The 12,700-nt window shown below is 61.5% G+C and carries 11 protein-coding genes; 3 read left to right on the forward strand and 8 right to left on the reverse strand.

Annotated features, from left to right (window positions below):
* Positions 1-63: 63 nt before the first annotated feature.
* Positions 64-2,076, reverse strand: coding sequence for a BTAD domain-containing putative transcriptional regulator (locus tag NKJ09_RS23675; RefSeq protein ID WP_352496189.1), 2,013 nt, complete (start codon positions 2,074-2,076; stop codon positions 64-66).
* A 175-nt stretch (positions 2,077-2,251) separates the two neighbouring features.
* Between NKJ09_RS23675 and NKJ09_RS23680 the strand changes: the two genes are divergently transcribed.
* Positions 2,252-2,494: a hypothetical protein gene (locus NKJ09_RS23680; protein WP_352496190.1), complete on the forward strand. Its 243-nt coding sequence runs from the start codon at positions 2,252-2,254 to the stop codon at positions 2,492-2,494.
* Positions 2,495-2,519: 25 nt separating this feature from the next.
* Here the strand turns inward: NKJ09_RS23680 and NKJ09_RS23685 are convergent, their stop codons facing one another.
* On the reverse strand, positions 2,520-3,452 hold the full coding sequence (locus NKJ09_RS23685; protein ID WP_352496198.1) for a LysR family transcriptional regulator: 933 nt from the start codon (positions 3,450-3,452) through the stop codon (positions 2,520-2,522).
* Positions 3,453-3,533: 81 nt separating this feature from the next.
* On the opposite strand from NKJ09_RS23685, the gene NKJ09_RS23690 reads away from it, so the two are divergent.
* A complete protein-coding gene (locus NKJ09_RS23690; protein ID WP_352496191.1) occupies positions 3,534-4,418 on the forward strand; it encodes an NmrA family NAD(P)-binding protein in 885 nt (294 codons plus the stop codon).
* A 48-nt stretch (positions 4,419-4,466) separates the two neighbouring features.
* On the forward strand, positions 4,467-4,739 hold the full coding sequence (locus NKJ09_RS23695; protein WP_023717491.1) for a DUF2798 domain-containing protein: 273 nt from the start codon (positions 4,467-4,469) through the stop codon (positions 4,737-4,739).
* Positions 4,740-4,829: 90 nt separating this feature from the next.
* Here the strand turns inward: NKJ09_RS23695 and NKJ09_RS23700 are convergent, their stop codons facing one another.
* The 6 genes from NKJ09_RS23700 to NKJ09_RS23725 all read right to left on the reverse strand — a co-directional run bounded on the left by NKJ09_RS23700 (position 4,830) and on the right by NKJ09_RS23725 (position 12,296).
* Positions 4,830-5,477, reverse strand: coding sequence for a YiaD family glycine zipper/OmpA-like lipoprotein (locus NKJ09_RS23700; RefSeq protein WP_023717490.1), 648 nt, complete (start codon positions 5,475-5,477; stop codon positions 4,830-4,832).
* Between the two features lie 174 nt (positions 5,478-5,651).
* Positions 5,652-6,020 (reverse strand): GFA family protein, encoded by a 369-nt coding sequence (locus NKJ09_RS23705; RefSeq protein ID WP_352496192.1) that lies wholly within the window; start codon positions 6,018-6,020, stop codon positions 5,652-5,654.
* Between the two features lie 200 nt (positions 6,021-6,220).
* Entirely contained in the window at positions 6,221-6,607 is a 387-nt protein-coding gene (locus NKJ09_RS23710) for a hypothetical protein (RefSeq protein ID WP_023717488.1), read from the reverse strand.
* Between the two features lie 473 nt (positions 6,608-7,080).
* A protein-coding gene (gene prfB / locus NKJ09_RS23715) for a peptide chain release factor 2 (RefSeq protein WP_352496193.1) occupies positions 7,081-8,212 on the reverse strand; the annotation gives its coding sequence in 2 pieces (ribosomal slippage) (positions 7,081-8,145 and positions 8,147-8,212; 1,131 coding nt in all).
* A gap of 150 nt (positions 8,213-8,362) precedes the next feature.
* On the reverse strand, positions 8,363-10,819 hold the full coding sequence (locus NKJ09_RS23720) for a penicillin-binding protein 1A (RefSeq protein ID WP_023717485.1): 2,457 nt from the start codon (positions 10,817-10,819) through the stop codon (positions 8,363-8,365).
* Between the two features lie 214 nt (positions 10,820-11,033).
* Positions 11,034-12,296 (reverse strand): N-acetylmuramoyl-L-alanine amidase, encoded by a 1,263-nt coding sequence (locus tag NKJ09_RS23725; protein WP_023717484.1) that lies wholly within the window; start codon positions 12,294-12,296, stop codon positions 11,034-11,036.
* Between the last annotated feature and the right edge of the window lie 404 nt (positions 12,297-12,700).

Raw genomic sequence — 12,700 nt, forward strand, 5'->3', positions numbered from 1 at the left:
GTCCCGCCGACGCGCGAAGCACGAAGCCGGCATAAGACGGCCTCGCCTCACGCTGAGATGGCGTTAGTCCGGCAGGCCCGCCTTGCGAAGGCCTTCGATGTACCTGCTGCGATCGTCCGGTCGATAAAACGGCGGCAGCACCTCGGCAAGATTCGAAAGCCGCAGCGAGGGATCGAGCTCGCAGACCCGGGCCATCATCTGCTGCGCTTGCGACAGGCGCCCCGCAAGGGCATGACTCGCCGCCACTACACGCATCGCGCTCACGTAGTTCGGTTGGTACCGCAGCGACTTTCCCGCCCAAGTGGCGGCGTCATCGTAGTGGCCGGCACAAAAATGAGCGAGCCCGGTGTTGAATTGCCAAGCGAACAGGCGTGGATCCAATGGGCTTAGGCGCATGGCAAGCGCGGCGTGCTCGACGGCCTTGCCTGGCTCGCCAAAGCAAGCCCTGACCCAGCTGCTTAGGCCCCACGCGGCCGCTAGATTCGGGTTGAGAACGAGCGCGCGATCGATGCAAGCCGCACTGTCGTCAAGGTCGCCACCTACGTAGCCGAGCACGTATCCACCGAAGGAAAGCGCAATCGCATCGTCCCTTCCGAGTTCGACCGCTCTCCTGGCCAGTCGAGTAGCCTCGGCATTCTCTTTCGCGCGGTCGACCATCCAGCCGTTGCTTTTTCGGGTAGCATAGCACCGCGCCGCCCGCGCATAGGCTGCGGCAAACTCCGGGTCACCGTCGATCGCCTTCATGAAGAGGCGCAAGGCATCGTCAATGGCCGACCTACTAGTGATCGTCCGGTCAAAGGCCGCCAGCCCGCGGAGATAGTAGTCATAGGCGTCGAGGCTTTCAGTCGGTTTGCGTTTGGCACGCTCGATCTCAGCCTCCTCCATTTTCGGTGTGATTGCGCCGACAATGCTCGAGGCGACCTGGTCCTGCAGATCGAAGACTTCGGCGAGCGCTCCGTCAAAACGGTCGGCCCAGAGATAGGCCCCTGTCGAGGTGTCGATGAGCTGCCCGGCGATGCGCAGGCGGTCGCCAGCCCGGCGAACACTTCCCTCGACCACATAGCGCACGCCCAGCTCACGCCCGACCTGCTCTATGTCTACGGACCGTCCCCTGTAGGTGAAGCTCGAATTCCGTGCGACTACGAACAGATGACGAAAGTGAGCCAAGGCCGTGACAATGTCTTCCACCATACCGTCGGCAAAATATTCCTGCTCCATATCACCGCTTAGATTCTGAAACGGCAGCACCGCTATCGATGGGTGGTCGTCGCGCCTCGTCGGGGCCGCCAGAACCTGCGCCAGTGATGCGACGCCGGAGCTTGGCTCCGGCCGCGGACGTTCAGGTCGTTCACGGGACTGCAGAGAAGCCGCCAGCGAGCTTGTCTGCTCCTCAGGCTCTGCATCCAGATGTTTTTTCAAAGCTGCCCGACACAGCTCGAACTGGCGTAAGGCGGCGTTTTCGTGACCTCGATGAGCGTGGATGCGGATCAGCGCCCGATGGGCCGCCTCCGCCGTCGGATCCGGGGCGAGCAATCTCTCCGCGAGCCCTTCGCAGGCCGTCTCTTCCGCTGAGCCGGGTGCGGGCAGCGCCAGGCTCAGCCGATCGACCAACTGCAGCGCTTTGCGCTGATACTTGCTCAGATAAGGTCTAAACCACTCGTCCAGTTCGTCAGGAATGGCTTGCCCGGCAAGCAGCTCACCGCGGTACAGATCGGCGGCGAAGTCGAGATCAGTGGTCCGGCCCTCCTCCAGCTTCCGGTCGAAGATCGAGATGTCCGCCTCATCCGGACCGGCAATAAGCGCGACGGTTTCCTGATCCCCATCGATGTAGACGGTGGCATCCGAGTTGGCGGGGAACGTGCGCCTGATGTCGACCAGCGCCTGACGCAAACTATTGCGGGCCTGCCCATTGCTTCGCCCCGGCCAAAAGGCTTCGGAAAGCTGCTCGCGACGATGGCCGCGGCGGCCTGCGAGAACCAGAGCAGCAAAAAGAAGCGAAGTCTTGCGTGTGGCGAACCGGACGGGCCGGCGCTCCGGGGAAGTAACCTCCAGGCCACCAAGCAACCGGATGCGCACAAATCGTCTCCAGACTTTGACCGCGGCGACAGAATAGCATCTCGGTGGATCGATTTAACACCGATTTAACGGCGGATCGTCGGACTCCTCCCAATTGTTCACACACAGCCGAACAGCCCGAAAACACCTGCGTGGCACGCTCCCATCCGCAAACTCGAAATGGGAGACCAAAACAATGGCTCACACGGAAACTCGCGCCGCCCGCAGCATGTCCAAACGCTTGCTTGGGTCTAGCCTGAAAAGCGCAGCAATGATGATCGCTGCCTTCACGGGATGGCGGCGGACCGCCGCAAGACGCAGGGCACTGGCAGATTTGACGATCGATCAGCTGAACGACATCGGTCATTTGGAGGTCCATCAACCAGCACCCGACGCCGTCAAGGCAGTTCTGATCACGAACTTGATATCGATGAGGTAAGATCGGCGCTCAGTTTGGTTTGGCCCTAAAGGTTCCTGAGTTCCAGGCGAGATGCCAACAGGTCCAGAAAAGCGCGTACTTTGGCCGAGGACGACCTGCCTTCCGGCCACACGGCATGTATCGGCACCGGCACCGGCTCGAATTCGGTCAGAACCAGCTCCAGGCGGCCATCGTCCACCAGGTGTTTTACCTGCCAAAGCGGGGAGTAGCCCAAACCCAATCCGTGAACCGCGGCTGCATAGATCGATATCATCAAATTCGACCGGAAGGTGCCCGCGACCTTCACCGGCCGGGGCTTGCCTTCAATCTGAAACATCCATTCGCCCGGGCGGCCGTCAACGGTTCGTACGATGCATTCATGCTCACGCAATTCGAGCGGATGGGCCGGTCGGCCGTGTTGTCGAAAGTAGGCAGGTGCGCCGAACACGACGCGCCGCAGCGCCCCCAGCCGCTTCGCCCGGAGACTGGAATCCGGCAAATCGCCGATCCGGACCGCCAGATCGAGACCCACGGCATCCAGATCGACAAATTCATCGGAAAGCTGGAGGTCAACCTCAACCTGGGGATATGTCCGCATATAGTCGGCGATGACCGGCATCAGGAAATCCGGGCCGAACAGAACCGGGGCACTCACACGCAGGATGCCGGACGGCTCGGATCGTCGGTTGGCCGCCTGAAGCCTGGCTTCGTTTATTTCCTCGATGGCGGGCTTGATGCGTTGGAAAAAGGCCGCACCGGCTTCGCTCGGCGTCGAGCGGCGCGTCGTCCTGTGCAGAAGCTCGACCCCGATGGATTCCTCCAATGTCGTCAAAGACCGACTGACCGACTGCAGTGAGCGATTCAGCCGGCGTGCGGCAGCCGTTAGGCTGCCATGCTCGACAATGGCAATGAAGGCTTCGAAATCATCTATCCGGCTCATCGCGTATTTCTCCCGAAAATCGGGATAAACTATCGCCACATCGATCAATTGTAACGCAGTTCGCTAGATTTTATCTTCCCTGCACAGGCCGAAAGGCAGACTCGAGGGAAGGAGATCGTCATGCGAACACCCAGTCCAACCGTCCTGGTCGTAGGCGCCGCAGGCCGCGTTGCCGGTTTGGTGGTGCCTGAACTCGCCCGCCGCAATGCCAGGGTTAGAGCGCTTGTTCGTGACGCCGCGGCTGCCGAAAAAGCCCGGAAAGCCGGCGCAACCGAGATCGCGATCGGGGATCTGCGCAACCATCAAAGCGTTGAACAGGCCGTCGAAGGTGTCGACGGTGTCTTCCACATCGGACCGGCCTTTGCTCCCGACGAAGCTGCCATGGGGGTTGCCATGGTTGAGGCAGCGGCGCGAGCAGGCGTTCGGAAATTCGTCTTCTCATCTGTGATCCAGCCCACCAATACGAGGCTGGAAAACCATGCAAGCAAGGTACCGGTCGAAGCTGCCCTCTATTCGACGAACATGGAATACACCATTCTGCACCCGGCCAATTTCATGCAAAATATCGCGGCGGCCTGGCCGTCCGTCGTCGAGCATGGCGTTTTCGCCGAGCCGTTTCCAAAGACGGCGAAGCTGGCCCGCGTCGACTATCGCGACGTGGCTGAAGTGGCAGCGATCGCACTGACCGAAACGCGTTTGTCCTATGCGACCCTCGAGCTGTGCGCCGACGGTATGCACAGCCGCGAAGAGGTCGTTGCCATGATGAGCGAAGCGCTTGGCCGGCCGGTTTCAGCCGGCGAGCCGACATTTCAGGACTGGGCGGCGAAAGCCCGCCTTCCCTATACCGACCGGCAGTTGCAGATGCTGGCCAAAGTACACAGCCACTACGCCAAATACGGCCTCGGCGGGAACAGCCTGGCGTTGCGCGCCGCGCTTGGCCGCGAGCCGCGTTCGCTGCGAAGCTTCATTCGGGAATTGGCGCTGCCGGTGGCACGTGCCGCCTGATCGTCCTCACAATAACGCTTACGCACACTTTCTGATTAGGAGATTTCGATGCAAGCATCACCGGACCGAGCCTTCAAATTGAGAAAGCTGCCGCCCTCCTACGGCGCGGTGGTGATGCCGTTGGTTCTTTCGATTCTGATGTCCTCGATTGTCTCGGCGGTTTCGACGGCAATCGGCGCAGGCTGGACGGACGGGTTTATTGCGGCCTGGAGCTATGCATGGGGCGCTTCATGGCTTGTTGCGTTTCCCAGCCTGCTGATTGTGCTTCCGATCGTGCGCCGGATCGTTGCCGCGATTGTCGATCAGCCGGCCCGGTCCTGATATCACAAACGCAGCGCGCCGGCGGCCGGCGGTCCGGCATAACCATTAGAGCGGCCCCGGACGGGGCCGCTCTCGGTTCATGCGCTTGCCTCAGGTGAGCGGCGACAGCTGGATCTCGACGCGGCGGTTCTGAGCCCGGCCGGCAGCGGTCGCGTTGGAGGCGATCGGACGCGTCTTGCCGAAGCCGGTGACGGCGAAGCGGCGGGAATCGACGCCCTGCCCGGACAGATAGTTGGCGACCGCCAAAGCGCGGCGCTGCGACAGGTCGAAATTGTGCTCGTCGCCGCCGGTCGAGTCGGTGTGGCCGAACACGTCGACGGTGGTCTGCCGGAACTTTTTCAGCACAAGGGCAACCGAATTCAGCACCGGATAGAACCCAGCCTTCACCGCATCCTGGTCGACGTTGAAAGTGATGTCGGACGGCATGTTGAGGATGATCTGGTCGCCGGTGCGGGTGACGCTGACGCCGGTGCCCTCAAGCTGCCGGCGCAGTTCGGCCTCGTTCTGGTCCATGGTGGCGCCGATGGCGCCGCCGGCAAGCGCACCGATGCCCGCGCCGATCAGCGCGTTGCGGCGGTCGTTGCCGCCGGCAAGCATGCCGAGCCCGGCACCAGCCAACGCTCCCAGACCGGCGCCGGCAGCGGTGTTGGAAACCTTCTGCTCCCCGGTGTAGGGATCGGTGGTGCATGCGCTCACGAGCACAGCCGTCGCCACGACGGCGAGCACAATCTTTTTCATATGGTGGTCCCTCTCCATACCACGGCCGCGCAATGGCGCACCGCATCAGCCCTTCCAGCGACTTGTAACATGAAATGCGGCGAAAAGCGGACCAGCAAAAGCCGCTGCGGCGGCTTTCCCCGGCTCATTCCACCCGGCTGCCAGCGGCTCGCGCGACCACCGCAATTCGACCGTCTACCAGAGGTTCTTGCCGTCGATGACCACCACTTCGACCTTGTCGAGATCGAAATGGTCGAACAGCCGCGAATTCACGCTGATCTTCGGATTGTCGAAATTCGGCTCGCCCGTCGACCAGTCCGGCGTTTCGGTGAAGGTGCCGCAGCCGCAGGTGGCGCAAAAACCGTGTTTTATGGTTTTCGATCCCCATCGGTAGAACGAAACATTCTCCGGCGGGCTGGTAAGTCTGAATTGCGATGGCGTGTAATAGGCCCACAACGACCCGCGTTTCGAACAGAAGGAACAGGTGCATCGCGTCACCGTCTGCGGCGCTTGCGAAACCTCGAACGTGGTCGCCTTGCAGTGGCAGCTTGCCTTGATGGTCATGGATTAGTCCCTCACAATGCCCGCCGCCCCTACGGCAAGGCACCATAAAGAAACGCTCCTGACAACTCTCCGTCAGCAGATCTGTCGTCTGCAATGCGCAGTTTCAAAAGTGTTGTAACCCAATCGAGGGCGTGTCGATCCCAAAAACCCTGCACACCCTCGGGTCAAGCCCAAGGGCAAGCCTTTGGGGGCGACATGCATCAATAGGACGATGGCGGCACGAACAGACAGATGGTCTTTCCGTCATTGGCGCCGGCGACCGAGCACCAGTGATATGCGCCGTCGGGCGAATTCTTGATGCGCTTGTCGCTATAGGCCACGACTTCGCCTGTCCCCTTGATGACATAGCCTTCGGGGCGCTCGCCGATAGATATCGGCGCAACCTCGCGGCAGTCATAGCCCGAGCAGCAGGAGAACGGATAGCTCCAGCCTTGCGGCATCGCCGCGGTCGGCTTGGCATCATGCGCCAGAGCAGGCGCCGCGAATGGCATCGCGGCAGCTATCAAAACCACTGCCGCGACAAGGGAATTCAGAAATCGGCGCGCCGTGTGAACGGCATGGGCCGGTCTGGTTGTAAGAGCAGGCATGGGCGCAGTTCCTATCAACGGTTGTCAAGCATCTCGCTTGCCCGTTCCCGGAACGTGTCTTCCCAGTGGCCGGATCGTCAGGTCGCAGATACGCCGCGCCCGGCCATAAATGCTTTTTTCCTCCCCAGCGCTTGGATGCTGGGCTGATTCCTTGGTCGGCGCAAGGAATTGCTGTCGCAAACCGAACGCCGACCTCTGCGGCCGGAACCAGCCTGCCGGCCGGGTTGACGAGACTGGTACGATCACCCCCGGCAGCGAGGGTTGCCAATAACGGAATTCGGCTCGCAGTGGTTCCGGGCTCGGCACCGGCAGGCTCGAAGCATTCGCGTCAAAAGCGGAAATCGATTTTGGAAATTCTGATGAAAAACAAAGTTGTAGAACGACAGGTAAGTTCAAGCTGAGAACTCGTCACTCTCGCGCCGTGGCCGTAACTCTCGCGTGATGGATTGAAATTGCCGGGTTGGTGCCCGCCTTCAGTCGATGTCGGCCACCGTTTCTCCGGCGCCACCCTCGATGCGCTGCGACAGCGAGGCCTCCATGAAATCGTCGAGGTCGCCGTCGAGCACGCTCGACGGGCTGGTGCTCTCGACGCCGGTGCGCAGATCTTTCACCAGCTGATAGGGCTGCAGCACGTAGGACCGTATCTGGTGGCCCCAGCCAATATCGCTCTTCGACGCTTCGGTGGCGTTCGCCACCGCTTCGCGTTTCTTCAGCTCTTCCTCGTAAAGCCGCGAGCGCAGCATTTCCCAGGCCTTGGCCTTGTTCTTGTGCTGGGAGCGCTCCGCCTGGCAGGCAACCGCGATGCCGGTGGCGAGATGGGTGATGCGGACCGCCGAATCGGTGGTGTTGACATGCTGGCCGCCCGATCCCGAAGAACGATACGTGTCGATACGGACGTCAGATTCGGAAACGTCGATGTCGATCGTATCGTCGATGACGGGATAGACCCAGACGCTGGCGAAGGAGGTGTGGCGGCGCGCATTGCTGTCATAGGGCGAAATACGCACGAGACGATGCACGCCGGATTCCGTCTTCAGCCAGCCATAGGCGTTGTGGCCCTTGATCAGCAGCGTGGCTGACTTGATGCCGGCCTCTTCGCCGTCATGCACTTCCAGCACCTCGACCTTGAAGCGGCGGCGCTCGGCCCAGCGCGTATACATGCGCAGAAGCATCGAGGCCCAGTCCTGGCTTTCGGTGCCGCCGGCGCCGGCATGGACTTCCAGATAGCTATCGTTGGCGTCCGCCTCGCCCGACAGCAGCGTTTCGATCTGGCGCGCCTTGGCCTCGCCGCGCATCGAGCGGATCGCCGCCTCGGCCTCCGCGACGACGCCCTCGTCGCCCTCTTCCTCGCCAAGCTCGATCAGGCCGATATTGTCTTCCAGAGCCTGGGTGAGGCCTTTGACCGCGGCAATGCCTTCCTCGAGGCCCTGACGCTCGCGCATCAGCTTTTGCGCTTCCAACGGCTCGTTCCAGAGGCTCGGATCCTCGGCGCGGACATTCAGGTACTCAAGCCGCTTTATGGCCTGGTCCCAGTCAAAGATGCCTCCTCAGCAGGGTGATCGCCTGCCTGATCTCGTCGACAATATTTTGCGTTTCCGCGCGCATGGCTGGCTGTTCTGTCCTGTTGCTGAATGGCGGTTTGGTGGCGCGATACATAGGGACGGCAATGTCCCCTGTAAAGCACCGGCCCCTGTAAATCGGGATGGGCCGGCTCGACCATGATCGTCAAGCCGGCCCGACCGGATGTAACGATTGTCAGTAGAGCCCGCCGCCGCCCGACTGGATAGCCTGGTTGGCCTGCGGCGACAGCGCCCCGCCGGTGGCGTTGGAGCCGTCCGCACCCATGCCGATCACCCAATAGCTGTCGGCGGGACCGGTACCCGGCTTGAAGGCTTCGATGATGGTTCCGGCGTCACCCTCGTTGGCCCGCATGCCGGTCTTGCGATTGATCGCAATCAGCTTCATGCCTTCGGGAACCTTGAAGTCGACATTGGGCGTGCCGTCCAGCGCTACGCGCATGAAATCCTTGAAGATCGGCGCAGCAAGGCCGCCGCCGGTCGCGCCCTTGCCAAGACCTTTCGGCTGATCGTAGCCCATATAAAGGCCGACAACGAGGTTCGGCGTATAGCCGATGAACCAGGCGTCCTTTTCGTCATTGGTCGTTCCGGTCTTGCCGGCGATGTGACGGCCGAGTTCGTTGATGGTGGCGCCGGTACCGCGTTGAACGACGCCCTCCATCATCGATGTGATCTGGTAGGCGGTCATCGGATCGAGCACCTGCTCGGAATTGTCGACCAACTCCGGCTCTGGCTGGTTCTGCCATTCTGCGGCGTTGCAGTTTGAGCAGCCGCGTTCGTCCTGCCTAAAGACGGTCTTGCCGTAGCGGTCCTGGATGCGGTCGATCAGCGACGGCTTGATCGACTTGCCGCCATTGGCCATGATCGAATAGGCCGATACCATGCGCATCACCGTCGTCTCGCCGGAACCCAGCGCCATCGGCAGATACGGCGCGAGATGGTCGTAGACGCCGAAACGCTCGGCATACTCCACGACCAGTTTCATGCCCATGTCGTTGGCAAGCCGCACCGTCATCAGATTGCGCGATTTCTCGATGCCGGAGCGCAAGGTCGCCGGACCGGCCACCGTTCCGTCGTAATTCTTGGGCGTCCAGGTCGTGTTGCCGCTCTGGATGGTGATCGGCCCGTCCATGATCACAGAGGCGGGCGTATAGCCATTGTCGAGGGCGGCCGAATAGACGATCGGCTTGAACGACGACCCCGGCTGGCGCATGGCCTGCGTCGCCCGGTTGAACTCCGACTGCGCATAGGAGAAACCGCCGACCATGGCCAGGACGCGTCCGGTATGCGGATCCATGGCGATCAGGCCGCCTTCCACTTCGGGAACCTGGCGCAAGCTGTAGCTGTTGTCCGAGCCGTCGTTCCTCTGCACGAAAATCACGTCGCCCGGCTTCAGCACGTCGGCCGGCGACTTCGCCTTGACGGTTTTGCCGTCGACCACGTGGCGCATGGCGAAGCTCATGTCTTCCTTGCTGACGGTGCCTTCGAGGCGGTCCTTGACGATTTCGCCGGAGATCTGGCGCGTCGGCTGCAGGCCGATGGACAGGCCGGTGGCCGAGCTATCGAGCACGACGGCAAGCGACCATTCCGGCACGTCCTCCAGTCGCTTGACGTTGCCCAGCGGCACGCCCCAGTCGCCGGAAACATCGATGCTCGTGACCGGCCCGCGGTAGCCGCGCAGCGTATCGAACTTCATGAGACCGTTCTGCATGGCCTTGCGGGCAATCAACTGCATCTTCGGATCGAGCGTGGTACGGACGGAAAGGCCGCCCTCGTAGAGCGCATTCTCGCCGTAGCGCGCGATGATCTGGCGACGCACTTCCTCGGTGAAATATTCCCCGGCGAAGAGATAGTTGCCGGTGCGGCGCGGCGTGACGCCGAGCGGCTCGGCCTTGGCCTTCTCGCCTTCTTCATGGGTGACGTAACCGTTCTCGACCATCTGGTCGATGACCCAGTTGCGGCGCTCCAAGGCGCGATCGGCATGCTTGAAGGGATGATAGTTGTTCGGCCCCTTCGGCAGAGAGGCAAGATAGGCAGCCTCGGCCACGGTGAGCTCGTTCACTGATTTGTCGAAATAGGTGAGCGCAGCACCGGCGACGCCATAGGCACCGAAACCGAAGAAAATCTCGTTGAGATAGAGCTCGAGAATGCGATCCTTCGAATAGGCCTGCTCGATGCGGAAGGCGAGGATCATCTCCTTGATCTTGCGCTCGTAGGTCTGGTCTGAAGACAACAGGAAGTTCTTCGCCACCTGCTGGGTGATGGTCGAGGCGCCGACCTGGCGCTTTCCCGAGCCAAGATTCTGCAGGTTGACGACAATGGCGCGGCCAAGGCCGGTCACGTCGATGCCGGGATGATTGTAAAAGTTCTTGTCCTCGGCCGACAGGAAGGCCGCCTTGACTCGATCCGGGATCGCCTGAATCGGCAGATAAAGCCGCCGCTCACGCGCATATTCGGCCATCAGCGCGCCATCCGACGCGTGGATGCGGGTCGTCACCGGCGGCTCGTATTTGGCCAGCACCTCGTAATCGGGCAGGTCCTTCGACAAATGGCCGATATAGATCGCCACGCCCGCCGCGACCAAAAGGGCCAGCGTCGTGCCGATGCCGAAGAAATAGCCAATGAGACGAATCATACCCGCTCCAGTCCTTGGTTCGGGAATTTCCTAAACGAAGCCGCCCTTCGCGCAAGCTTTCGGGACGATCCCAACCCGTAATCGCAAAAGCCATGTCGCGACCATGTGGGCAAAATACGGCAGCGTGGAATTTCGGTTTCGAATGCCGGAAATAAAAGCACAGGGTGTTGTCGCCGTGCAACGCTGCCTCAGGTTGTGGGCGCCGGCGGGCATTTCAGCCTCCGGCCCCCGTTCCGCTCTTGGCCGAAGCAAACAGTGCAACGGCGTTGGTTATGCTTTGGGTCGCCTTGTTGCGCCAATCGGCGCTGAGCAACTGCGCTTCGTCCTTGGCGTTCGACAGATAGCCGAGTTCGACCAGCACGGACGGAACGTCCGGCGCCTTCAGCACCTTGAAGCCGGCAGAACGCTGCGGGTTGTTGATCAGGCCGACGCTGGTGGAAAGCTGGCCGACAAGAGTGTGCGCGAAGCTCATCGAAAAATTATGCGTCTCGCGGCGGATCAGGTCGATCAGGATATCGGTCACTTCCTTGCTGTCGTCCTTGATCTCCATGCCGGCGAACTGGTCGGAAAGATTTTCACGGTCGGCAAGCGCCTGTGCCTCGGGATCGGAAGCCTTGTCGGACACGGTGTAGACGGTTGCGCCGCGAATGCCCTTGAGGCTGATCGTGTCGGCATGGATCGAGATGAGCAGGTCGGCCTCATGCTGGCGAGCAATGCGCACGCGATCGTCGAGCCGCAGGAACTCGTCCGTTTCGCGCGTCAGGAACACGTCATATTTGCCGCTGGCGGTGAGCTTGTCGCGCAGTTCCATGGCAAAGGCGAGCGTCACGTTCTTCTCGACAGTGCCGTTCAGGCCCTCGGCACCACCGTCGATGCCGCCGTGGCCGGGATCGACGACGACGGTGAAACGATGGCCCGGATTGGAGACCGGCCCGGTACCGACCCTGCCAGCCTTGTCGGCAGAGACTGTCGAGCCGGTGGTCAGCGCCTGATTGGCGAGCGCTGCATCGAATTCCCGCTGCGACGCCGCCGACATGTCGATGGCGATGCGGTAGCCACTGCCGTCATCGTTCTTCAGCACGTCGAGATTGTCGACGGCGAACGGTCCCTTGCCGGTGAGAATCAGCCGCGATTTTCCCTCGCCGAGTCCGCCGTAACGCACGGCGCGGACAAGGCCGCGCGGCTTCACATCCTTGGCATTTAGGGCGAATCTCGTGGCCGGCAGATCGATGACCAGACGATTGGGGCCGCGCAGCAGGAACCATTTGATGTCGGGATCGCGGTCGAAATTGATGACGATGCGCATCTTGGTGGCATCGCCGGCCATCTTGTAGCTTGTGGCGCCGATCGGTACGTCGGCAGCACGCGAAAGTGGCGGAAAGACTAGGCAAGCCAGGATCAGCGGCAGCAGGCAGGCGGTGCGGAACAACCAGCCTCCATGATGACGGCCCTTGTCTGCGAAGCCTGCCAGTCCCATCTTTCTACCAGTCGCTCCTGTTTGGCGTCATGCCCGATCGTTCGTCAAAGTGCCCTATTGCTTGTCAAAGTGCCGGCAGGCCGCGAACTCGATTAACGATTGGTATCCAGAGAAGGTTAACCAAGCCTTTTCATGGAAGGCTTGGAACCTGGGCTTCCGTTGCGGAACGGCTTTTTGCCGGCGTCGGGAATCGGGGTTGCCTTCCAACCCGCCAAATCATAAAAGCGATGGTGGATCACTGCAATCCTGGAACCGTCCTCCTCCGCAGCTTCCTGCTACAGGTCAGACGCAAGACGGCTCCTTTCGCTTCAGGCGAAGAAGGCATCGGTGATCGCGACGATTTTCGCAGGCGTGCTCCCGTGGCGGGGGAATCGCCTGCGTGAGCAAAACGGCCGGGATTGTCC

It is taken from the genome of Mesorhizobium sp. M0189, from assembly GCF_040322135.1.
In the GTDB taxonomy this organism is placed as follows: domain Bacteria; phylum Pseudomonadota; class Alphaproteobacteria; order Rhizobiales; family Rhizobiaceae; genus Mesorhizobium.